This is a genomic window from Phenylobacterium sp. GW823-FHT02A09 (genome assembly GCF_058797775.1).
This window is the reverse complement of the sequence record NZ_JBXAJZ010000007.1, coordinates 57,662-79,197: the sequence shown is the minus strand read 5'-3', so window position 1 is coordinate 79,197 and position 21,536 is coordinate 57,662. Positions and strand designations below refer to the sequence as shown.

General features: G+C 69.6%; 18 protein-coding genes and 1 pseudogene. 5 read left to right on the top strand and 14 right to left on the bottom strand.

The features are described 5' to 3' along the window. Nucleotides 1-58 precede the first annotated feature (58 nt). Nucleotides 59-964, top strand: coding sequence for an alpha/beta fold hydrolase (locus tag AC1Q87_RS22045; RefSeq protein ID WP_492610971.1), 906 nt, complete (start codon nt 59-61; stop codon nt 962-964). On the opposite strand, the gene AC1Q87_RS22040 is transcribed toward AC1Q87_RS22045, so the two are convergent. Next, a complete protein-coding gene (locus AC1Q87_RS22040; RefSeq protein ID WP_492610970.1) occupies nt 961-1,359 on the bottom strand; it encodes a DUF7662 domain-containing protein in 399 nt (132 codons plus the stop codon). The genes AC1Q87_RS22045 and AC1Q87_RS22040 overlap by 4 nt on opposite strands. A gap of 107 nt (nt 1,360-1,466) precedes the next feature. Between AC1Q87_RS22040 and AC1Q87_RS22035 the strand changes: the two genes are divergently transcribed. Continuing rightward, on the top strand, nt 1,467-2,333 hold the full coding sequence (locus tag AC1Q87_RS22035; RefSeq protein ID WP_436062005.1) for a 50S ribosomal protein L11 methyltransferase: 867 nt from the start codon (nt 1,467-1,469) through the stop codon (nt 2,331-2,333). Here AC1Q87_RS22035 and AC1Q87_RS22030 read toward each other — a convergent pair. Continuing rightward, complete coding sequence (locus AC1Q87_RS22030) at nt 2,330-2,905, bottom strand: GNAT family N-acetyltransferase (RefSeq protein ID WP_492610969.1); 576 nt, start codon at nt 2,903-2,905, stop codon at nt 2,330-2,332. The two genes, AC1Q87_RS22035 and AC1Q87_RS22030, sit on opposite strands and share 4 nt — an antisense overlap. Before the next feature lie 205 nt (nt 2,906-3,110). Then, the gene (locus AC1Q87_RS22025) at nt 3,111-3,455 is read right to left on the bottom strand and encodes a GIY-YIG nuclease family protein (protein WP_492610968.1); all 345 of its coding nucleotides are present in this window, start codon (nt 3,453-3,455) and stop codon (nt 3,111-3,113) included. A gap of 121 nt (nt 3,456-3,576) precedes the next feature. Between AC1Q87_RS22025 and AC1Q87_RS22020 the strand changes: the two genes are divergently transcribed. Next, nucleotides 3,577-5,394: an aminopeptidase P family protein gene (locus AC1Q87_RS22020; protein WP_492610967.1), complete on the top strand. Its 1,818-nt coding sequence runs from the start codon at nt 3,577-3,579 to the stop codon at nt 5,392-5,394. A gap of 106 nt (nt 5,395-5,500) precedes the next feature. Here AC1Q87_RS22020 and AC1Q87_RS22015 read toward each other — a convergent pair whose 3' ends face one another. The 5 genes and pseudogenes from AC1Q87_RS22015 to lpxC all read right to left on the bottom strand — a co-directional run bounded on the left by AC1Q87_RS22015 (nt 5,501) and on the right by lpxC (nt 12,210). Further along, a complete protein-coding gene (locus AC1Q87_RS22015) occupies nt 5,501-5,911 on the bottom strand; it encodes an EVE domain-containing protein (RefSeq protein WP_436062010.1) in 411 nt (136 codons plus the stop codon). Between the two features lie 67 nt (nt 5,912-5,978). Then, on the bottom strand, nt 5,979-8,330 hold the full coding sequence (ligA, locus tag AC1Q87_RS22010; RefSeq protein WP_492610966.1) for an NAD-dependent DNA ligase LigA: 2,352 nt from the start codon (nt 8,328-8,330) through the stop codon (nt 5,979-5,981). After that, complete coding sequence (gene recN, locus AC1Q87_RS22005) at nt 8,323-10,020, bottom strand: DNA repair protein RecN (protein ID WP_492610965.1); 1,698 nt, start codon at nt 10,018-10,020, stop codon at nt 8,323-8,325. Before recN ends, ligA begins: the two co-directional genes overlap by 8 nt. A 214-nt stretch (nt 10,021-10,234) precedes the next feature. Further along, nucleotides 10,235-11,110: pseudogene (locus tag AC1Q87_RS22000) on the bottom strand (outer membrane protein assembly factor BamD); the annotation flags it as partial. A gap of 206 nt (nt 11,111-11,316) precedes the next feature. Then, a complete protein-coding gene (lpxC, locus tag AC1Q87_RS21995; RefSeq protein WP_492610964.1) occupies nt 11,317-12,210 on the bottom strand; it encodes a UDP-3-O-acyl-N-acetylglucosamine deacetylase in 894 nt (297 codons plus the stop codon). A 372-nt stretch (nt 12,211-12,582) separates the two neighbouring features. On the opposite strand from lpxC, the gene AC1Q87_RS21990 reads away from it, so the two are divergent. Then, nucleotides 12,583-13,341 carry a GNAT family N-acetyltransferase gene (locus AC1Q87_RS21990; RefSeq protein WP_492610963.1) on the top strand — a complete coding sequence of 253 codons (759 nt, stop codon included), beginning with the start codon at nt 12,583-12,585 and terminating at the stop codon, nt 13,339-13,341. 55 nt (nt 13,342-13,396) lie between these two features. On the opposite strand, the gene ftsZ is transcribed toward AC1Q87_RS21990, so the two are convergent. From ftsZ to AC1Q87_RS21965, 5 genes are all read right to left on the bottom strand, one after another. Further along, nucleotides 13,397-15,010 carry a cell division protein FtsZ gene (gene ftsZ, locus AC1Q87_RS21985; protein ID WP_492610962.1) on the bottom strand — a complete coding sequence of 538 codons (1,614 nt, stop codon included), beginning with the start codon at nt 15,008-15,010 and terminating at the stop codon, nt 13,397-13,399. A 327-nt stretch (nt 15,011-15,337) separates the two neighbouring features. Continuing rightward, nucleotides 15,338-16,666, bottom strand: a complete 1,329-nt coding sequence (ftsA, locus tag AC1Q87_RS21980) for a cell division protein FtsA (RefSeq protein ID WP_436062016.1) — start codon at nt 16,664-16,666, stop codon at nt 15,338-15,340. A 23-nt stretch (nt 16,667-16,689) separates the two neighbouring features. Next, complete coding sequence (locus tag AC1Q87_RS21975) at nt 16,690-17,604, bottom strand: cell division protein FtsQ/DivIB (RefSeq protein ID WP_492610961.1); 915 nt, start codon at nt 17,602-17,604, stop codon at nt 16,690-16,692. Continuing rightward, on the bottom strand, nt 17,552-18,517 hold the full coding sequence (locus tag AC1Q87_RS21970; protein ID WP_492610960.1) for a D-alanine--D-alanine ligase: 966 nt from the start codon (nt 18,515-18,517) through the stop codon (nt 17,552-17,554). The genes AC1Q87_RS21975 and AC1Q87_RS21970 overlap by 53 nt, the downstream gene beginning before the upstream one ends. Further along, nucleotides 18,514-19,890, bottom strand: coding sequence for a M20/M25/M40 family metallo-hydrolase (locus tag AC1Q87_RS21965; protein ID WP_492610959.1), 1,377 nt, complete (start codon nt 19,888-19,890; stop codon nt 18,514-18,516). The genes AC1Q87_RS21970 and AC1Q87_RS21965 overlap by 4 nt, the downstream gene beginning before the upstream one ends. Before the next feature lie 320 nt (nt 19,891-20,210). Between AC1Q87_RS21965 and AC1Q87_RS21960 the strand changes: the two genes are divergently transcribed. Further along, a complete protein-coding gene (locus AC1Q87_RS21960; RefSeq protein WP_492610958.1) occupies nt 20,211-20,987 on the top strand; it encodes a THxN family PEP-CTERM protein in 777 nt (258 codons plus the stop codon). On the opposite strand, the gene AC1Q87_RS21955 is transcribed toward AC1Q87_RS21960, so the two are convergent. Next, nucleotides 20,984-21,532 (bottom strand): histidine phosphatase family protein, encoded by a 549-nt coding sequence (locus AC1Q87_RS21955; RefSeq protein ID WP_492610957.1) that lies wholly within the window; start codon nt 21,530-21,532, stop codon nt 20,984-20,986. The genes AC1Q87_RS21960 and AC1Q87_RS21955 overlap by 4 nt on opposite strands. Nucleotides 21,533-21,536: the final 4 nt, after the last annotated feature.

Here is a 21,536-nt window from a genome sequence, read left to right as displayed (position 1 = left end):
TTGCCGCCGCCCCTGCCCTGCTTCAGGTTGCTCCCAACAACGCCAGGGAGCGACCAGCATGCCGACGATCACCGCCAATGGGATTCCGCTCTACTACGAGGACCACGGCCCGGCCGACGGCGACGTCATCCTGCTGATCATGGGCCTGGGCGCGCAGATGACCCGTTGGCCGCTCGGCTTCATCGAGCTGCTGACCGCGAACGGCCACCGCGTCGTCGCCTACGACAACCGCGACTGCGGCCTGTCGCACAGGTTCGACGAACTGGGCCCCGCCGACATGCCCGGCCTCTACGCCTCGCTGATGAAGGGTGAAAAGCCGAACGCGCCTTACCTGGTCTCGGACATGGCCGATGACGCCGTCGGGCTGATGGACGCGCTGGGCATCAAGAAGGCGCACGTGGTCGGCGCCTCGATGGGCGGGATGATCGCCCAGATGGTCGCCGCCGAGCATCCGGAGCGGGTGCTGACCCTGACCTCGATCATGTCGACCACCGGCAACCCCGCCGTGCCGCCGGCCACCGCCGAGGCGTCCAAGCGCCTGACCGGCGTCGCGCCCGATCCCAAGGCCGACATCGAGGCCTTCCTCGACTACGGCATGGCCAGCGCCAAGGTGATCGGCAGCCCCGGCTATCCGGTCGACGACGTCGAGCAGCGCGCCCAGCTGCTGGCCGACTACCAGCGCGCCTTCTATCCGGTCGGCACCTCGCGCCAGATGGCCGCCATCGTCGCCAGCGGCGACCGGCGCAAGGCGCTGGCGTCCATCACCGCCCCCACCGTGGTGATCCACGGCGCCGATGACCCGCTGGTGCCGGTGCAAGGCGGCGAAGACACCGCCGCGACCATTCCGGGCGCCGAGCTGCACATCATTCCGGGCATGGGCCACAATCTGCCCAAGGCTCTGTGGAAGCCGGTGACCGACCTGATCGAGCAGGCGACCCAAAAGGCCAGCGTCGGCGCCGCCTAGGTCCGCGCGCGGGCCTTCAGCAGCTTCGCCGACAGGACGCCCAGGCCGGCCACGACCGCGATCGCGCCACCGACGATCGCGGCGATGCCGGCCGTCTGGCGCACATGGGCCTGGGTCGAGGCGTTCTCGGCCGCGGCCTTCAGCGCCGGCGGCTGAACCTCGTGGGCGACGGTGCGCTTGAGCGAGACCATGCCCTCGCCGACCGCCGACACGCGCCAGCCGTGATCGAGCCACGCCTTCTGATGCGGCTTGTCGGTTCCGATCCACCAGGCCGGCTGCCTGGCCGCCTTCGGCAGGGATGCGCCCAGCACCATCTCGACCTCGTCGAAGCTCGCGCGCCAGTCGTCCTCGGCGCGTTGGGCGAGAAAGTCCGAGAGGGGGCTGTACTTGCTCATGGGCGAAACCTCGTCACTGGATGCGACATGATGGCACGGTCAGGCGCTGAACTGAAACCCGCCCATGCCCCCTCGCCTTTCGCGCGCCTAGCCTCTAAACGGCGCGCATGAGCCAAGACGCCGTTCAGATCATTTCCCGCGGCCCCCGCGCCGTCGCCGAAGCCGCCGCCGAAGCGATCGACGCCAATCCGCTGCTGGAGGGGGCGACCTACTCGATCCTGGAAGAGGACGAGGACCGCAACGTCTGGCGGATCGACGCCTTCCCGACCACGACCGAGGAGGCCGACGGCCTGGTCGAGGCGCTGGCCGCCTATCCGGAAATGAAGACCGTCGTCGAGAAGTTGGCCGACGCCGATTGGCTGGCCATGGCGCTGTCGGGCCTGCCGCCCGTACGCGCCGGCCGGTTCTTCGTGTTCGGCGCCCATGACAAGGGCCGCGCCCCGACCAACGCCGTGAACCTGCGCATCGAGGCCGGCGCGGCCTTCGGCACCGGTCACCACGGCACCACCGTCGGCTGCCTGATCGCCTACAACGACCTGATCAAGTCGCGCCGCTTCGACAAAGTGCTGGACGTCGGCGCCGGCACCGGCGTGCTGGCCATCGCCGCGGCGCTGACCGGCAGCAAGCTCGCCGTCGGCACCGACATCGACGGGCCCTCGGTGCGGATCTCCAACGAGAACGCCAAGCTCAACAAGTCGACCGCGCGCTTCGTCCACGCCTCGGGGCTCGGTCACCAGCTGGTGGCCAAGGCCGCGCCCTACGACCTGGTGTTCGCCAACATCCTGGCCCCGCCGCTGGTGGCGCTCTCGCAGGACATCAAGACGGCGCTGAAGCCCGGCGGCTTTGCGATCCTCTCGGGCCTGTTGCGCACCCAGGAGCGGCGGGTGCTGGCCGCCTACCTGTCGAAGGGTTTCCGCCTGCACCGCCGCATTCACCGCGACGCCTGGGCGACGCTGGTGCTGCGCCGGGCCTAGGCCAGGCGCTTAGCCGCCGCACGCGACGCCCACTCCGAGGCGAGCACGCCGTAGACGTGGGTGTCGCGCCAGACGCCGTCGCGCGCCGGCTGGTTCTGACGCAGGGTCCCTTCCCGGCGCATGCCAAGCTTTTCCATGATCGCGAAGGATCCCGCGTTGCGGACATCGCACGTCGCCCACAGACGGTGCACGTCCAGCACCTCGAACGCGTGGGCGGCCAGCGCGTGCGCGGCCTCGTAGCCATAGCCCTGCCGCCACCAGGCGCTGCCGTAGCTGTAGCCGATATCGGCGTTGCGATGGGCCTGCAGGCCGAGCCGGATCGAGCCGATCACGGTCCCGCTTTCCAGGTGCTGCACGGCAAGCCCGATATGCGTGCGCGGCGCGACCGTCGCGCGCTCGATTTCCTCGCCCAGGAACACCCGGGTCTGGTCGAGCGTGTTGGGGCCCCAATCCATGTAGCGGACGGTCGCCTCGTCGCAGGCATAGGCCTGGACGTCGTCGAGATCGTCGTGCGTGAACTCGCGCAGCAGCAAGCGCTCGGTGCGGATGGCGTAAGGCGGTGTCGGGTCCATGATGCGTTTTCCTTCGAGGGTTCGAGCCGCTCGGCAGGAGATCGCTTGCATCGCCATCGACCCCGGCCGTCTGCGGCGGGGTCGGCGTTCGTTCGCTGGGTGGTCTAATCCACGCGAAGACGCACGGCCCCGAATGAACCGTTCGAATTCGAGAGGGCGCAGGCGCGATGCATAGCGGCGTTATGCGCTATGGACCGCCGGCCGTCTAGATCGCCGATTGGGCCGAGAGCTCCGCGCGCCAGTGGCGTTCGCGCTCCTTCAGCCAGGTGTCGCGCCCGATCGGCCCGAGGTCTTCGTCCTCCAGTTGCTCGAGGATGACGAACTCGAACCCCGCCTCGCCGCCGGCGGCGTTGTAGGCGCCCTGCATCGCCTTGTTGCGATGGCTGCCGAGGCGCAGCGAGAACAGCGAGGAGTTGCGCTGGCCGTCGAGATTGCGCGAGGCGCCGACGAAGGTCTCGCCGGTCGGCAGGCTGCGCAGCGCGAAGATCCCCACCGGGACCTTGCGTTCCTTGTACTGGCGTACGGCGTCGCGGCGGCTGGTCTTGTCCATTCGCCACAAGTGGCGGAGGGGCGGGCCCGAGTCAATAATATCCGGGTATAAATAAGTAACAGCGCCGAGCGGCCGCGCCCGCGGACTGGCGCGCATGGCGCGCGAAGACTAAGTTCGCGCCATGCGTCAGACCTTCGATGAAACCACCGATCCGTCCTTCGGCCCGAAGCACGTTCCGCTGATCCGCGCGGCCATGAAGGCCCAAGGCTTGGACGGCTTCCTGGTGCCCCACGAGGATGAACACCAGAACGAGTACCTGCCCGAGGCCAACGACCGGCTCGGCTGGGCGACCGGCTTCACCGGCTCGGCCGGCGCCGCGGTGATCCTGGCCGACAAGGCCGCGATCTTCGTCGACGGCCGCTACACCCTGCAGGTCCGCGACCAGGTCGACGCCGACGTCTTCGAGATCCGCGATCTCGTCGAAGGCGGCGTCGCGGCCTATCTGGAGACCGCCACGGCCAGAGGCCAGCTGATCGGCTACGACCCGCGCCTGCACTCGCCCGATGCGCTGGAGCGCCTGAAGTCCGCCGCCGCCAAGGCCGGCGCGGCGCTGAAGCCGGTCGCCGCCAACCCGCTGGACGAAGCCTGGGGCGCCGCGCGTCCGGCCCAGCCCACCGCCCCCGTCGTGCCCCACGCGCTGGAGTACGCCGGCGAGGAATCCTCGGCCAAGCGGGGCCGCATCGGCCGCGCCCTGGCCGGCAAGAACGCCGACGCCACGGTGCTGACCGCGCCGTCGTCCATCGCCTGGCTGTTCAACGTCCGCGGCGGCGACGTCATCCGCTCGCCCCTGCCGCTCGGCCAGGCGATCCTGAACCAGGACGGCACGGCGCGGCTCTTCCTCGATCCGGTCAAGGTGTCGCCCGAGCTGCGCGCCTGGCTGGGCAACGAAGTGCGCCTCGAGACGCCGGACGACCTGCCCGCCGCCCTCGCCGAGCTCAAGGGCAAGCGCGTGCTGGTCGATCCGGCCCAGTCGTCGGCCTGGTACTTCGACACCCTGCTGAAGGCCGGCGCGGAGGTCGTCCGCGGCGAAGACCCCTGCGCCCTGCCGCGGGCCTGCAAGAACCCGGTCGAGATCGCCGGCACGCGCGAGGCCCACGCCCGCGACGGCGTCGCGGTGACCCGCTTCCTGCACTGGGTCGCCACCGAGGGCCAAGGCCGCACGATCGACGAAGTCGAGGTGGTCACCCGTCTGGAAGGCTTCCGCCAGGACACCGGGGCGCTGAAGGACCTCTCCTTCGACACCATCGCCGGCGCGGCCTCGAACGGCGCCATCGTCCACTATCGGCCGACGACGCGGCTCAACAAACAGGCCGAGAAGGGCTCTCTGCTGCTGGTCGATTCCGGCGCCCAGTATCTCGACGGGACCACCGACATCACCCGCACGGTCTCCATCGGCGAGCCGAGCCAGGAGATGCGCGAGCGCTTCACCCTGGTGCTGAAGGGCCACCTGGCCCTGGCCGCGATCCGCTTCCCGGCCGGCACCACCGGTTCGGCCCTGGACGCCCTGGCCCGCGCGCCGCTGTGGAACGTCGGCCTCGACTACGACCACGGCACCGGCCACGGCGTCGGTTCGTATCTCGGCGTGCACGAAGGCCCGCAGCGGATTTCCAAGCTGCCGAACTTCGTGGCCCTGCGGCCCGGCATGATCCTGTCGAACGAGCCCGGCTACTACAAGGAAGGCGCCTACGGCATCCGGATCGAGAACCTGCAGTTCGTGACCGAACCGGCCCCGATCGCCGGCGGCGAGCGCGAGATGCTGGGCTTCGAGACCCTGACCCTGGCCCCGATGGATCGCCGCCTGATCGTCGTCGACATGCTGTCGGCGGACGAGCGCGCCCAGATGGACGCCTATCATGCGCGGGTGCTCAAGGTGGTCGGCCCGCGGATCGAGCAGCCCGAGGTGCGCGCCTGGCTCGAAGCGGCCTGCGCGCCGCTCTGAACCTCCTCCGCTCACCCCGGCGAAAGCCGGGGCCTAAGCGGCCCGTCCGCTGCGAAGCGTTGATTCAGCTTGGGTCCCGGCTTTCGCCGGGACGAGCGACCGGCGGTTACTCCCCCGCCATTTTCAGGATCGTCGCCCACTCGGCGTCGCTGACCGGCGAGACCGAGAGGCGTCCCTGGCGCAGCATCGGCATGTCCGCCAAGGCGGGGTTGGCCTTCATGTCCGCCAGGGTGACGGACGTCTTCAGCTTGCGCACGGGCGTCAGCTCGACGGCGACGAACTTCCCGGTCGGATCGCTGGCGTCGGGAAAGGCTTCCTTGGCGACCTGGGCGATCGCCACCACGTCCTTGCCCTCCTGGGAGTGGTAGAAGAACACCTGGTCGCCGACCTTCATCGACTTCAGGTGCGATGCGGCCGCGAAGTTGCGCACCCCGTCCCAGGTGGTGCGCCCGTCCCGTTCGAGATCGGCGTAGGAATAGGTGTCCGGTTCGGACTTCACGAGCCAGTGCGACGCCACGGCGATCCTCCTTGTGCCTTGTCCAAGGTTGGGGACGGAAAGCCCCCTCGGCAAGTCCGGCAGCGGCCTAGCCTGCGACCAGGGCCAGCCACTCGTCCTCGGTCATGACCTGGATGCCCAGGTCGGTGGCGGTCTTCAGTTTCGAGCCCGCCCCAGGCCCGGCCACGACCAGATCGGTCTTCTTCGACACCGAGCCGGACACCTTGGCCCCCAGCCCCTCGGCCTGGGCCTTGGCCTCGTCCCGGGTCATCTTTTCCAGCGCGCCGGTGAAGACGATGGTCTTGCCAGCGACGGCGGTGTCGGTCTTCGGCCGTTCGGCGGCGATCACCTCGTCGAGCTGGCCGCGCAGGGCCTCGACCTTGGCGCGGTTGTGCGGCTCGGCGAAGAACTGGGCGATCATCCGCGCGGCGACCGGGCCCACCGCGTCGACGCCAGACAGCTCCCGGAACTCTTCACCGGGCTCCTCGCGGGCGGCCTCCCTGGCCACGCGCACGATCGTGTCCCAATCGCCGAACCGCTCGACCAGGGCGGCGCGGGCGCGGGAATTGAGCTTCGGCACGGCCAGTTGCAGGCGCTTGTCGAGCGACGTGTCGTCCGGCAGCAACAGGGCCTGGTGCACGCCGCCGAAATCCAACAGCGCGCGCACCGCGGTCGGCCCAAGGCCGTCGAGCTCGACCAGCGCGCCGTAGTTCTCGCCCCCGACCTGCCCGGCCGCCGCCTGGGCGATCTGGACGAAGTGGTCGTAGGTCTCGAAGTGGCGGGCCAGGGCCAGCGAGGTGGTCTCGCCGACATGGCGGATGCCGAGCCCGAAGATGAAGCGGTCCAGCGGGATGCGCCGCTTGGCGTTGATGGCCGCGACCAGGTTGTTGATCGAGGTCTCGCCGTAGCCGTCGGTCGTCCGCAACTCGGCGAGCTTCTCCTCGTCGCGGGCCAGGCGGTAGATGTCGGCCGGCTCCCGCACCCACCCGCGCTCGAAGAAGGCGGTCAGCTGCTTCTCGCCCAGGCCCTCGATGTCGTAGGCGCGGCGCGACACGAAGTGGCGCAGGTGTTCGATCCGCTGGAACGGACAGGCGAACTCGCCCGAGCAGCGGCGCACGACGGTCTCGGCGCCGGCGGCCGTGGTTTCCTTGACGATCGGCGTCTTCAGGTCACACGGGCAGACGGTGGGGAATTCGTAGGGCACGGCGTCGGCCGGCCGCTCCTCGGGCACATAGCCGAGGATCTGCGGGATGACGTCGCCGGCCCGCTGCAGGATCACCGTGTCGCCGATCCGCACGTCCTTGCGGGCGATCTCGTCGGCGTTGTGCAGGGTGGCGTTGACCACGACGACGCCGCCGACCGTGACCGGATGCAGCCTCGCCACCGGGGTGATCGCGCCGGTGCGGCCGACCTGGATATCGATGGCCTCCAGGATCGTGCGCGCCTGCTGGGCCGGGAACTTGCGGGCGATCGCCCAGCGCGGCGTGCGGGTGATGAAGCCCAGGCGCTGCTGCCAGTCCAGACGGTCGACCTTGTAGACGACGCCGTCGATGTCGTAGCCGAGCTTGGGCCGCACGGCCTCCATGGCGGCGTAGGCGTCGAGCAGGCCTTGGCCGCTGATCACGCGGCAGCTCTCCGGCGTGGTCTGGAAGCCCCAGGACTTGAGCTTGGCCAGCGCCTCCCATTGGGTCTGGGCGAACGGCTCGCTGAGCAGCCCCCAGGCATAGGCGAAGAACTTCAGAGGCCGGGTGGCGGTGATCTTCGGATCGATCTGGCGCAGCGAGCCAGCCGCGGAATTGCGCGGATTGGCGTAGGTCTTCAGCCCCGCCGCCTCGTTGGCGGCGTTGAGCGCGGCGAACTCCTCGTGGCCGAGATAGACCTCGCCGCGGATCTCGATGACGTCGGGCCAGCCCTCGCCGGCCAGCCGCTTGGGGATGTCGGCGATGGTCCGCAGGTTCTCGGTGACGTCCTCGCCGACCCGGCCATCGCCGCGCGTCGCGCCCTGGACGAAGACGCCCTTCTCGTAGCGCAGCGAGGCCGACAGGCCGTCGATCTTCGGCTCGGCCGTGTAGCCGACCTCCTCCGCGCCCGACAGGCGCAGGAAACGGCGGATGCGGGCGTCGAACTCCAGCGCGTCCTCGTTGGAGAACGCGTTGTCGAGGCTGAGCATCGGCACGCCGTGCTCGACCGGCGAGAACTGCTCGGCCCGCGCCGCCCCGACCCGGGTGGACGGCGAGTTCTCCCTCACCAGATGCGGGAACGCCGCCTCCAGCGCATTGTTGCGGCGCTTGAGCTCGTCGTAGTCGGCGTCCGAGATCGTCGGCGCGTCCTGCTGGTGATAGGCGATGTCATGGCGCGCGATCTCGTCGGCGAGCGCGGTCAGTTCCTCGACGGCTTCGGCCTCGGTCAGATCGGCGGGCGCTTTTGCGGCTTCAGGCATGCATCAGGGCCCTGGCCGCCGCGCGGGCGGCGTCGGTGATCTGGGCGCCGGCCAGCATGCGCGCGATCTCCTCCTCGCGGTCGGCGAAGGACAAGGTCTCGACGGCGGTGCGAATGCGCTCGGCGTCGCCGCTCTTGGAAATCCGCCAGTGGGCGTCGCCGCGCGCTGCGACCTGCGGGCTGTGGGTGACCACCAGAACCTGCGCGTCGGCGGCCAGCCGCTTGAGCCGCAAGCCGACGGCGTCGGCGACGGCGCCGCCCACCCCCTGATCGACTTCGTCGAAGATCATCAGCGGCTGCGGCCCCTCGGCCCGCCCGGCCAGCGAGGCCTTCAACGCCAGCGCGAAGCGCGCCAGTTCACCGCCAGACGCGATGGCTCCGAGGTCGCCGAACGGCGCCCCGGGATTGGTCGCGACCTCGAAGGCCACGCGGTCGACGCCCGACGGACCGGCGCGGTCTTCGCCCAGCGCGTCCACCGCCACGCGGAAACGGGCCTTGTCGAGCTTGAGCGGGCCAAGCTCGCCCATTACCGCGACCGCCAGCCGCTCGCCCGCCGCGCGGCGCGCTTCGGTCAGTTTGCCGGCTTGCGCCAGATAGGTCGTTCGGGCGGCGGCCACCGCGGCCTCCGCCGCCTTCAGATCGTCCTCCGACGATTCCATGGCCTGCAGCCGCTCGGCGAAGCGCACGCGCAGCAGCGGCAGCTCCTCGACGCTGACCTGCAGCTTGCGGGCCATCCCGCGCAGCTCGAACAGGCGCTCTTCGGTCTTTTCTAGTTGGTCGGGGCGGAAGTCGAACGCGTCGGCGGCGCCGTCGACGGCGGCCTCGGCCTCCTGCGCCTCGCTGAAGACGCGATCGATCGCGGCGCTGGCGGCGGTCAGGCGCGCGACGGCGGAGGAATCCTCGGCCGCCCCAGCGGCGACGGCGCGGGTGCGCGCGTGCTCAATCGCTCGAATGGCCTGGGCCAGGCGCGGCCCGAGACCTTCGAAGGCGGCGCGCGCTTCGGCGATGTCGCTGAGCGCCTTCTCGGACGCCCCCAGGATGGCGCGCTCCTCGGCCAGCGCCGGCTCTTCGCCCTCGCGCGGGTCAAGGCGGTCGAGCTCGGCCAGGCGCAGCGTCAGTTCCTCGGACTCCTCGGCCGACCGGGCCACGATCTCACGCAGCTCTTCGGCCCGGCCGCGCGCAGTCCGCCAGTCGGCCCAGGCGCGGGAAACTCCAGCCGCCAGCGTCCCGAGGGAGCCATAGGCGTCCAACAGCGGCCTATGCTTGCGCGCATCGAGCAGTCCGACGGTCTCGTGCTGGCCGTGCACCTCCAGCAGGATCTCGCCCAGTTCGCGCAGCACCGTGGCGCTGGTCGCCTGGTCGTTGACGAAGGCGCGGCTGCGGCCGTCGGCGCTGAGCGTCCGGCGTAGAACCAGATCCTCGCTGCGATCGAACGAGATGCCCTTCTCGTCCAGCACCTCCCAGACCGGATGGTCGGGCGTCGGCGCGAACACGGCCGACACCGCCGCCTGGGCCGCGCCCTGGCGCACGAGCCCAGCGTCGGCGCGCGCGCCGACAGCCAGGCCCAGGCTGTCGAGGATGATCGACTTGCCCGCCCCAGTTTCACCAGTCAGCGCCGTCAGCCCCGGGCCAATGGACAGGTCCAAGGCCTCGATGAGCACGACGTCGCGGATCCAAAGTCCGATCAGCATGGCCGCAAGATCGCCCGGAATCAGCCGGTTCGGAAGACGCTTAAGTTCGCTTTAGGTTCTAATTTCCGCCACCGAGGCCCGGGATGCGCGAAAGCAGCCCACGACGCTTGGCGGGTTCCGCCGGCGCGGCCGCTTCGTTGGCCGCAGTGGGCGGGGTTTCCAGCGCGGGCGGCGCCTCGGCGGCCGGAACCTCGGCCGGCGCGGCGTCAGCGGCCGGCGGCTTGATGGTCGCGTCCTTGTCCTTCACGAACGGCAGTCGCGAGACCAGGCTCGGCTTCTTGGACTGGGCCGGCTCGACCGCCGGGCGCAGGCCCCTGTCGGTCAGCAGCTTGTAGGCGTCGCGGTACCAGACGTCGCCCGGATAGTTGTAGCCGAGGACGGCGCCGTTGCGCTTGGCCTCTTCGGCCAGGCCCAGGGTCAGATAGGCCTCGACCAGGCGATACAGCGCCTCGGGCGTGTGGCTGGTGGTCTGATAGCGTTCGATGACCGTCTTGAAGCGGCCGATCGCCGCCAAGGTGTCGCCCTGGCGCAGATACCAACGGCCGATGGTCATTTCCTTGCCGGCCAGTTGGTCGTTGACCATGTCGATCTTCAGGCGCGCGTCGGCGGCGTACTCGGTGCGCGGATAGCGCTGAACGACCTCGTTCAGGTTGGCCAGCGCCTGGCCGGTGGCGGCCTGATCGCGGCCCACGTCGACGATCTGCTCGAAGTAGCAGATGGCCTTCAGGTAGTGGGCGTAGGCGGCGGCCGGGTTGCCCGGATAGAGCGAGATGAAGCGGTCGGCGTCGCCAATGGCCTCGGCGTAGTCGTTGCCCTGATAATGCGCATAGGCGGTCATCAGGATCGCGCGGCGCGACCACTCCGAATAGGGGTGCTGACGTTCGACTTCGCCGAAGTACTGGACCGCCTGATTCCACAGGCCGCGGTCCAGACGATCCGCGCCGGTGGCGTAGAGCAGCTCCACCGGCCGCTCCTCATACGCCAGGCGAGGCTTCTCCTTCTTGCCGGCACAGGAGGCCAGGGCGAGAGCGGCGCAACCGACAATAAGAGCCGTGCGAGTCCGGGAATTGCGAAGCAAGGACACCTTCACCTCAAAAGGATCGACGCGCGCCCCCGCGCCGCGAGTCCCCGCTTCTACAGCATGGAATGCAGGGCGCAAATGCGGCGGAGCGCAATGACGCAGCTTACCGATCACCATAGTTGCGCAAGCCGCTCGCAGGCCCCGGCGACATGGACGCAGCGACGCGCCGCCGCGCCCCATCTGGAGACGCGGCCAGCCCGTCGATTGCGGAATAATCAGACCGCTTGAGCCAGTTCCGGCGCCACGGTGCGGTAGCGCCACGACTGGGGCGCGGCGAGCAGCGCGCGGACCAGCTGGTTGTTCAGGCCGTGACCGGCCAGCACGCCCTCGAAGCGGCCGAGGATCGGCGCGCCGAGCACGTAGAGGTCGCCGATGGCGTCCAGCGCCTTGTGACGCACGAACTCGTCCGGACGGCGCAGGCCCTCCGGATTGAGGATGCGGTCGCCCTCGATAACCACGGCGTTTTCCATCGAACCGCCGCGGGCCAGGCCGATCGAGCGCAGATACTCGACCTCGTGCAGGAAGCCGAAGGTCCGGCAGTCGGCCAACTCGTCGCGGAACGCCTGCTCGTCCATGATCAGGTCGACGGCCTGACGGCCGATGGCGGCGGACGGGAAGCGGATTTCGAAGGCGACTTCGAACTGATCTGACGGGGTCAGCGTGGCGCGCTTGTCGCCGTCGATGAACTCGATCGGCTCGAGGATTTCGATGTAGGTGCGCAGCGCGTCCTGCTGGCGGCGGCCGGCGCGGTCGAGGATCTGGACGAACGGCAGCGACGAGCCGTCCATGATCGGCATTTCCGGACCGTCGAGTTCGACGATGGCGTTGTCGACGCCCAGCATGACCAGCGCGGCCATCAGGTGCTCGATGGTCGAGACCGACACGCCCGCGGCGTTCTCGATCACGGTGCCGAGTTGGGTCTTGGTCACCGCCTCGCCGGTGGCGGGGACGCGATTGTCACGGTCGGTCACGTCGGTGCGGACGAAGACGATGCCTGAATTGGTCGGCGCGGGACGGACGGCGACACGCGTGTAGGCGCCCGTATGGACGCCGACGCCGGCGAAGATCGCCGGACCCTGCAGGGTGTGCTGAAACTCTTGTGCGCGCAAAACTCGCCGCCTTCCTCGTTCGGACACACGGCCAGATGGCCGCATAACGCCCCAACTGTCAGGTAAGGGCTATGCCGCGCCGCAGCAAAACACTTCCTGTTTCGCAATGTTTCGATTTGGGACGGTTAAGAAACCCTTAGGATTCAAGGGGAAGCGACCACCATCTCGACGCTTCGTTGACACCCGATTTGGTGGCCCTCTACGCTGCCTGCAAGACGTCCACACAAGACGTCCAAAGACCGATGGAGGCCACGATGAGCAAATTCAAAACACCTGCCTCATCCGTGACGCGCCGGGGTTCTTTCTAGGCCCCCCGTCACGCTTCCGGCCGAACGGCCTTCCGGGCGCCAGCGCCCTGTGACGAGACCAACCATGTCCGAAGACAACGCCGCCGCGCACCTGCGGCCGGCCATGCCTGCGCCTGACGCCAGGCGACTGCTCGAACTCGAAGTGGAGACCCGCTTCACCCTGAAAAACGGCCACATCGCCAGCGAGGGTCCGCCCGACAAGGCGCCCGGCCCGCTCATGTACATGGCGGCTGGCCGCGTCTGGATCGCCGAGTCGATCGACACCGAGACCGCCCAGCGATTGAAGGTCCTTGTGGCCGAGGAGCCCGCGCTTGTTCCTGGCCGATCGCCGGTCGCGGCGGAACGCTTCCTGGCGATGCTCGGTGCACGGGCCGGCCATGCGGGCCTCAGCTTCCTCTTGCCACACGCCACGCCCGCGCCGGGCGGTCCCCCGCCCCTCGTGTCCGGCGCGCCGGACACGCAGGCGTTGGAGTCCAGGCTTCGCCGCGACGGAATGCCGCCCGACCTGGCGGCACTGGGCTTTCGCGAGGCAGCCGACCTCTGGCCGCCTTACTGCCTGGTGATCGAGGACGGCCGCATCGCCGCGATGGCGTTCACGGCCCGCCTGGGGCCGCGCGGCGCGGAGCTGGGTCTGGTCACCCTGCCGGACTTTCGCGGCCGCGGCTTCGCCGGGCAGGCCGTCGCCGGCTGGAGCGCCCTGCCCGAGCTTCGTGACCTGACGCTGTTCTACAGCACATCGGCGACGAACCTCGCCTCGCAGCGCGTCGCAGCCAAGCTCGGCCTGCCGTTCATCGGCCCGACCTGGGAGGTTTCTGGAAGCTGACACGAAAAAACGGCCGGACGCAGGTCCGGCCGTTTCATCGATCTGGTGGCCTAGCCTAGTTGGCCAGGCGGCGCAGGAAGGACGGGATTTCCAGGTCTTCCTGGCTGTCGAACTGCGCTTCCGGAGCCGGTTGCTCGGCCGGCAGCGCGCCACCGCGGCTGACCGGCGCCTGTTGGCGCGCCGGCTGCGGGGCCGGCTGCTCATAGCGCGGACGGCTGCCGAACAGGCTGAGGAACCCGCCGCGCTGCGGACGACGCTCCTCGTAGGTGGGCTCGGCGAACAGCGGTTCTTCCTCGAACTCCTCGACCGCCGGGTCGACGATCTTGGTCATCGGGCGGGCGACCTGCGGCTCGGGCGCCGCGGCCATCACCGGGGCCGGGGCCGGAGCGCTGTAGAGATCGCCTTGCTCTTCTTCCTCGAACACCGCCTTGACGGGTTCGGGGGCCGGGATCGGCGCAGGCGCCGGAACCGGTGCGGGAGCAGCGGCGACCGGCGTCACGGTCGGGGTCGGCGGCACGTAGGCGGCCGGCTCGGGATAACGCGGCGCCGGACGGTCGGCGAAGCTCGGCGGCGACGGACGCTCGTACGTCGGCGTCGCGCGCATCACCGGCTCGGTCACCGGAGCCGGACGCGTGGTCTCGGCACGCAGCGGCGGCGCGGCGAGCGGCTTGCGCTCCACCTTCGGTTCGATGGCGGCCATCGAGGCGCCGTCCATGCCAGTGGCCACGACCGAGACGCGGATCATGCCGTCCAGGGTCGGATCGAAGGCCGCCCCGAAGATGATGTTGGCCTCGGCGTCGACCTGTTCGGAGATCGCGTTCGCCGCCTCGTCGACTTCCAGCAGGGTCATGTCCAGGCCGCCGGTCACGTTGACCAGCACGGCCTTGGCCCCCTTGAGCGAGACTTCGTCGAGCAGCGGGTTGGCGATGGCGTTCTGGGCGGCCATCAGGGCGCGGTCTTCGCCGGTCGCCTCGCCGGTGCCCATCATCGCCTTGCCCATCTCGGTCATGACCGTGCGGACGTCGGCGAAGTCGAGGTTGATCAGGCCCGGCAGCACCATCAGGTCGGTGATCGAGCGGACGCCCGAGTGCAGGACCTGGTCGGCCATGCCGAAGGCTTCGGCGAAGGTGGTCCGTTCGTTGGCGATCCGGAACAGGTTTTGGTTCGGAATGACGATCAGGGTGTCGACGTAGCGCTGCAGCTCGCCGATGCCGGCGTCGGCCAGGCGCATGCGGTGGCGGCCTTCGAAGTGGAAGGGCTTGGTCACCACGCCGACCGTCAGGATGCCGCGCTCACGCGCGCACTTGGCGATGATCGGCGCCGCGCCGGTGCCGGTGCCGCCGCCCATGCCGGCGGTGATGAAGATCATGTGGGCGCCGTCGAGGTGCTCGCCGATCTCGGGGATCGATTCCTCGGCCGCGCTCATCCCGACTTCCGGATGCGCCCCGGCGCCGAGGCCCTGGGTCACCTGCACGCCGAGCTGGATGCGGCGGTCGGTCTTGGCGAAGGCCAGCTGCTGCGCATCGGTGTTGGCGACGACGAACTCGACGCCCTCGAGGTGCGCCTCGATCATGTTGTTGACGGCGTTGCCCCCGGCGCCCCCGACGCCGAACACAACGATCCGCGGCTTCAGTTCGGTCGCGCGCGGCGCGGAAAGTGCGATAGCCATTGGGACCCTGTGTCCTCCGTACCGTGGTCAAGGGAACTGAAGGCGACCCGCCCGCCCGGTTCCCGCGACGGCTGGCGTTAAGGAAGCGCCCACCATCGTTAATTGGCGGTTAACTGCATAAGGCGAGTCGGAGGCGCGTGAAGGCGCATCCACAACAAAATTTCTTGCTGTGTAAGGCTTGAGCGTTAACCACGCCGCGGCGGGGCGTTGGCTTCAGGCGTCTATCGAACGCTGTGCGCTAAGCTGCTCTGGGGACTGGGCTTTGCACCCTGAGCGAGCATGCCCAGGGCACGATTCACCCTCATGGCGAAGCTTGAATCGCTCCGTCTAGAGATTTTCCCGCAGCCAGGCGGCGGCCTTGGCGACCGGATTGGCGCGGGGATCGAGCGGCTCGCGGCGTAGCTTGGCGCTCGCCAGGGTTTTGGCCGAGACCGCCTCGCGCGGACCGAACGCAGCACGCTGCAGCACTCCGGCGGCGGCGCAGAACGCCGGCCCGGAGGCGGCGTCCGCCAGATGCGGCACCCGGCGCGGCCGGCCCAGGCGGACCGGACGGTCGAACACCCGCACGGCGACTTCACGGACGCCGGCCAACTGGCTGGCGCCGCCGGTGAGGACGAGGCCGGCGCCGGCCTCGACCGGAGCGCCCGACGCCTTCAGGCGGTCGCGGAGCAGTTCGAGGGTCTCTTCCACGCGCGGGGCGATGATGCCCTTTAGCAGCGAGCGCGGCGCGATGACCGGCCCGGCGCCCGGATCGTCGCCGCGGGGCGGCGCTTCGATCATCTCGCGGTCTTCGTTGGCCGAGGCGATGGCCGAGCCGTGCAGAGTCTTGATGCGCTCGGCGCCGGCGACCGAGGTCGACAGGCCGCGAGCGATGTCGGCGGTGACATGGCTGCCGCCGACCGGCAGGGTTTCGACGTGGATCAGGCTGCCGCCGGCGAACACCGCGGCCGAGGTCGATCCCCCGCCCATGTCGATGCAGACCGCGCCGAGGTCCATCTCGTCCTCTTCCAGCGCGGCGAGCGCCGAGGCGAACGGCGCGGCGACCACGCCTTCGAACTGCAGGTGAGCGCGTTCGACGCAGGCGCCGAGGGTCTGGTAGACGGCCTCGCTGACCGTGACGACGAGCAGTTCGACGCCCAGCGAACGGCCGAACATGGCGCGCGGATCGCGGATGGCGACCTGACCGTCGACGCTCCAGGCGACCGGCAGGATATGAGCCGCACGGCGGCCCGGGATCTTGATCTGGCCCAGCGCCTGCTGGATGGCGCGGACGAGGTCGCCGTCATTGATCGGGCGGGCGCCGAGCGAGACGCGGCCGGCGATGCGGTGGCTGGTCAGCTGGCCGCCGGCAGTGGCGACCGTGACGCCCTGGACCTGCACGCCCGCGACGTTCTCGGCCCGCTCGACCGCCTGCGCGATCGCGTCCGAGGCCTCGTCGAGGTTGATGATCGCGCCGCCCCGGACGCCGCGCGACTGCACGTAGCCGACGCCGGCGGCGGTCAGGGTGCGGTCGCCGCGGCGCACGCCGTCCGGCTTCATGATGAAGCAGGTGACCTTGGACGCGCCAAGATCCACGGCCGCCACCACAGGCTGGCGGCTGAGCGCGGCCTTCAGGCCCTCGCGGCTTTCCTTGCGTTCCTCAACCCGGGTCGACAAGTCCGTACGTCCTTCCTTCAGTCTCACGCGCCGTTGGCGACCAGTTGGCCCGGCAGCACGCCGTCGCGCGGGCGCACGGCCACCACGGTCGGATCGCGCAGGTCGATCCGCTCGAAGCCCAGTTCCAGAATGCGCGAGCGCTGATCGAGCTGTTCGAGCTGGATCAGGGCCGCGCCCTCGTCGACCGCCGGCAATTGCACCAGCGAGCCGTCCTTCATTCTCAGGTCCCAGCGACGACCGTCGACGCGCACCAGCGCCTCGGTCCGCTCGGCCAGCCGCGGCCGCGCCGCGACTTCCGGCAGAATCGCCGCGGCCGCCTCGTTGGCCCCCACGCCCACAATCAGCGGCAAGGTCGCGAAACGGCCAGGATCGGCCTCGGGGATCACCCGGCCGGTCTCGTCGATGACGTAGCTGCGCCCGCCGTTTTGCCAGACCGCCAGTTGCCGGCGCTCGACCACGGCCAGGACCAGGGTGTCGGGCAGCAGGCGCACGACGCGCGCCTCCTTGACCCAGCCCACGGCCTCGACTCGTTGACGGATGGCCTCGAGGTCCATGCCGACGACCGGCTCGTCCTGGTAGACCGCCGCAGCGCGCAGGATGTCGGCGGCGGCCATCTCTGACGCGCCTTCGACGTGAATCGCCTTCAGCTTGAAGCCGAGGCCGGCGAACTGGCCGCCGACCGCCGAGCCCATCGAGGCGCCCAGCTTCTCGCCGCGGTGGCCGGTCATCATGGTCACCGTCAGCGCGATGGTGACCACGCCGGCGGCCGCGATCAACGCATGCCAAGGCGACAGCCCGACGCCGCGGGCGGCGCCCAGCTTGCCGGGCGCGTACGCCGCCCCCGGCTTTCTGGCGCGGGGGGCGGACTTGGAGCTAGCGGGCGTTTTAGCCCGGGGTTTCGCTTGACCTCGCGACTCCCCCCGCATCGCCGCGGGCATACGCATCCTCCGTGATCCAAAGCACTAGACGGTCGAAATCCACCCCCTTGTGAGCCGCCTGCTCGGGCGCGAGCGAGGTAGGCGTCATGCCGGGCTGGGTGTTGACCTCCAGAAGGACCAGAATGTCGTTAATGTCGTCATAACGAAGATCGGACCGGGTAACTCCCCGGCAACCAAGAGCGGCATGCGCCAGCTCGGACAATTCCAACGCCTTTTCAAAGGCATGCTTTGGAATTTCGGCCGGCACGACGTGCACGGAACCGCCTTCCGCGTACTTGGCTTCGTAATCGTAAAATTCAGTCTGCGGGATGATGTCGGTAACGCTCAACGCCTTGCCGTCCATAACCGCGACGGCCAATTCCCGGCCCCGGATATAGGGTTCGATCATCACCTCCTCGCCGAAGGTCCATTGCGGCGAGACAAGTTCCTGCGGCGGGCGATTCGCCCCCTCGCGGACGATGAACACCCCGACCGACGATCCCTCGGCGTTCGGCTTGATCACATAGGGCGGCGCCATCACGTGGTCCGCCGCCGCGACGTGCCGGTTGAACAGTCCGCCGCCTGGCACGGTCACCCCCGCCGCGGCCATCACGGCCTTGGCCTTGGCCTTGTCCATCGCCAGAGCCGAGGCCAGGACGCCCGAGTGCGTGTACGGGACCTTGAGCGTCTCCAGGATGCCCTGGACGCAACCGTCCTCGCCCCACTCCCCATGCAGGGCGTTGAAGACCACGTCGGGCTTCAGCGCGGTCAGCACCTGGGCCAAGTCGCGGCCGGCGTCGACATAGCTGACCTTTGCCCCCAGGCGTTCGAGCGCGGCGCCGCACTCCTTGCCCGATGACAGGCTGACCTCGCGCTCGGAAGAAAGGCCGCCCAGCAGCAGGGCGACGTGGTGTCCGGATAGGGGAAGGCTCACTGGCTCACGCTCGCAGTCTGGCGGAAGTCGATATCGCTGTCGGCGACTGTGTAAACGAAGGCGGCCCAGACGGCCACGTTCTGGGCGAGTTCCTTGGGATCGACCTTGTCGAGGGTGTCGTCCGCCGAATGGTGCAGGTCGAAGTAGCGACCGGCGTCCTGCTGCAGTTCGACCACCGGCGTCCCCAGACGCTTCAGGCCCGCGACGTCGGCGCCGCCGTCCTCGGCCGGATCGCGCGAGATGATCACCCGCAGCGGGTTCACGGCCGCGGCGAAGGCCTTCATGGCCGGGTGGCCCAGGCTGCCCTTGGGAAGCTTGGCGTTGAAGATCTCGCCAGCGCCCAGGTCGCTCTCGCCGGCGACGATCATGTTCGGGACTTCGGCCTTGTTGGCCTCGGCGTAGGCGCCGCCCGAACCGCCCTGCTCCTCGGCGCCCCACATCACCACGCGCACGGTGCGGCGCGGGCGCTGCGGCAGGTCCGAGATCAGCTTGGCCGCCGCCGTGGTGATGCCGATGCCGGCGGCGTCGTCCACCGCGCCGGTGCCGGCGTCCCAGGAGTCGAGGTGGCCGCCGATCACGACGACCTCCTGCGGCTTCTCGCGGCCGCGGATCTCGCCGACTACGTTGTAGGCCGGAGCCTTGGCGCGATAGGTCGAAGCCATGGCCAGCTTGATCCGCACAGGCTTGCCGCGCGTGACCATGCGTTCCAGCAGTTCGGCGTCGGGCGGCGACAGCGCCGCCATCGGAATGCCCGACATCGCCGCGCCGCCGCCGTGCGGCAGCCGCGTGTCGTCGGTCGAGATCGACCGCACCAGATAGGCCACCGCCCCCCGCTTGGCCGCCTCCACGCCGCCGGAGCGGGCCCGCACGGCGCCGGCGTAGCCGCGGATGTCCTGCGTGCGGCGCATCGGCTCGGTGACCACGGCGATCTTGCCCTTCAGGGCGCCGGGCGGCTGGGCCAGCATCTCGTCATAGCTGCGGAACAAGGCGATCTCGGCCTCCAGCCCGCCTGTCGGCGTCGCCGCCGAGCGGCCGAGGCCCAGGATCTGCAGCTTCTGGGGGAATGGCGCGACCACCTCGGCGGACTCCGGTCCGCGCAGCCAGGACTCGGTCTCGAAGGTCTCGACGTGGACGTTCTCGAACCCCAGGGCTTTCAGCTTGGCCACGCCCCAGTCGCGGGCGCGATCCATGCCGGCCGAGCCTTGCGGACGGGCCCCGACCTCGGTGGTCAGCGACTCCGTGACATCCCAGGCGGTGGTGTCCGTGAGGGCCCGGTCTCGAAGCGCCGCGGCGGTGGCGGCGAGATCGGCGGCGAAGGCGGCGTTGGCCGAAACCAAGGTGGCGGCGACGGCCGCGAACAAAGCAATGCGCATGGGCCGCGGGTGCCTCTCGCCGGGAGTCCTGTCAAGCCGCAGGGCGCGCGCCGCCGCCTTGGTCGCAGGTGCGCTCCGTGAGCTGCGCCACGCGGGGAACGTGACGCACAACCTCGGATCGCGTTAACTACCCTCACAAGTGTAGTGACCCACGAATACTTATCGCCCAAAGCAGACCATACCCGCCTACGGTCAAGCTTTTACTCGGGTGAATCCCCGACGATCTCTATTCCCGCTTGTAAATGCGACGTAACGCCGCTACCGATTAACCAAGGTCGTCGGGTTCGGCGTGACCAGCTCGGGTCGTAAAGAGGTTCCAGATGAAGGCGTGCTCCATCGGGGTCGCCGCCGCAGCGCTCTTGGCGCTGGGCGCGACCGCCGCTCCCGCTTCTGCGGCCAATATCCTGTTCAGCGACTTTGTCGGAACTTGGTCCGATAGCGTGGGCGCCAAGGTCGTCTACACGGGCAATGGCACGGGCGAAGCGCATGCCGCCTGGGGCTCGGCCCTGGCCAAGAGCAGCTACGTCTTCTCCGGCGCTTCAGGGGTCGGCGCCTCGCTCGCCGACGCCGCGCCCTTCACCATCGGGACGTTCACGCACAACAACGCCAAGATCAACGGCGGCGCGATCACCGGCATTGCGCTGTCGATCTCCACGTCGGTCATCGTCGACGGCGTCAATCAGGGCGTGCGCAACTTCGTCTACGGCTTCGACCATTGGGAAACGCCGAACAATGCGCCGGGCGTGAACGGCGTCTGCGGCAATGGGGAGCGCGAGCGCGACGCCAGCAACCTCTACGGCTGCGCGGACCGCACTCGCGCGACCCTGCTCAAGGCGGCGGAGCTCGTGAAGATCGGCGGCGCCTACTACGCCCTCGATATCTCGGGCCTGGTCCATGACGGCAACCCGGTCGAGGAGTTCTGGACCCGCGAACAGGAGAGCGGCTCGGCCAATCTGCGCGCCCAGCTGCGCCTGGTCTCCGCTGCGGTGCCCGAACCGACCAACTGGGCGATGATGATCGTCGGCTTTGGCTTCGCCGGGGCGGCCGTGCGCGTCGGACGCCGTCGCAACATCCTGGCGACGGCGCCGAAGGATTAAGGGTCGATCAGCCGCCACTCATCGTCGGGCGGAACCACCAGCGCCGCGCCCAGCTGCAGTCCGCTCCAGAACGGCATCGGATCGAAGCCGAACCGACGGCTGGCCCACAGGCTCATCACCCGCCCATGGGTCACGACGACCAGCGCTTGCGAGGCGTGCGCGGCGACTTGGCGGTTCAGCGCGCCGGCGAAGCGGGCATGCGCCTCGTCCGCGCTCTCCTCCCCCATCACCACGTCCCGCGGCCGGGCGAACATCTGCGCGACGGCGGCCTGGAAGCTGGCGGGATCGGTGAAGGGTCCCTCGTCGTTGCGCTGCTCGCCCAGGCCGGCGTCACGCTCGGCATCCACGCCAAAGGCGCCAGCAATCAAGGCCGCGGTCCCGACGGCCTTCGGCTCCAGACTGGACACTACGGCGGCTGGAGAAAACACGGCCAGCTTGCCGGCGATGCGTTCGGCCTGCCCGCGCCCCTCCGGCGCAAGCGACCAGAGCGAGGGCGGCGTTCCTGGCGCCAGCAGCGGCGCGCCGTGCTTGACCAGGATCAACATGGCC

What these genes read in the sequence shown, in the direction of transcription:
- ftsZ (WP_492610962.1), bottom strand. Translation starts at nt 15,010, where the DNA reads ATGGCTATCGCACTTTCCGCGCCGCGCGCGACCGAACTGAAGCCGCGG.
- ligA (WP_492610966.1), bottom strand. Translation starts at nt 8,330, where the DNA reads ATGCCTGAAGCCGCAAAAGCGCCCGCCGATCTGACCGAGGCCGAAGCC.
- AC1Q87_RS22030 (WP_492610969.1), bottom strand. Translation starts at nt 2,905, where the DNA reads ATGGACCCGACACCGCCTTACGCCATCCGCACCGAGCGCTTGCTGCTG.
- AC1Q87_RS22040 (WP_492610970.1), bottom strand. Translation starts at nt 1,359, where the DNA reads ATGAGCAAGTACAGCCCCCTCTCGGACTTTCTCGCCCAACGCGCCGAG.
- AC1Q87_RS21965 (WP_492610959.1), bottom strand. Translation starts at nt 19,890, where the DNA reads ATGCGCATTGCTTTGTTCGCGGCCGTCGCCGCCACCTTGGTTTCGGCC.
- AC1Q87_RS21975 (WP_492610961.1), bottom strand. Translation starts at nt 17,604, where the DNA reads ATGCCCGCGGCGATGCGGGGGGAGTCGCGAGGTCAAGCGAAACCCCGG.
- AC1Q87_RS21990 (WP_492610963.1), top strand. Translation starts at nt 12,583, where the DNA reads ATGTCCGAAGACAACGCCGCCGCGCACCTGCGGCCGGCCATGCCTGCG.
- AC1Q87_RS22025 (WP_492610968.1), bottom strand. Translation starts at nt 3,455, where the DNA reads ATGGACAAGACCAGCCGCCGCGACGCCGTACGCCAGTACAAGGAACGC.
- AC1Q87_RS22035 (WP_436062005.1), top strand. Translation starts at nt 1,467, where the DNA reads ATGAGCCAAGACGCCGTTCAGATCATTTCCCGCGGCCCCCGCGCCGTC.
- AC1Q87_RS22020 (WP_492610967.1), top strand. Translation starts at nt 3,577, where the DNA reads ATGCGTCAGACCTTCGATGAAACCACCGATCCGTCCTTCGGCCCGAAG.
- AC1Q87_RS21955 (WP_492610957.1), bottom strand. Translation starts at nt 21,532, where the DNA reads ATGTTGATCCTGGTCAAGCACGGCGCGCCGCTGCTGGCGCCAGGAACG.
- AC1Q87_RS22045 (WP_492610971.1), top strand. Translation starts at nt 59, where the DNA reads ATGCCGACGATCACCGCCAATGGGATTCCGCTCTACTACGAGGACCAC.
- AC1Q87_RS21960 (WP_492610958.1), top strand. Translation starts at nt 20,211, where the DNA reads ATGAAGGCGTGCTCCATCGGGGTCGCCGCCGCAGCGCTCTTGGCGCTG.
- recN (WP_492610965.1), bottom strand. Translation starts at nt 10,020, where the DNA reads ATGCTGATCGGACTTTGGATCCGCGACGTCGTGCTCATCGAGGCCTTG.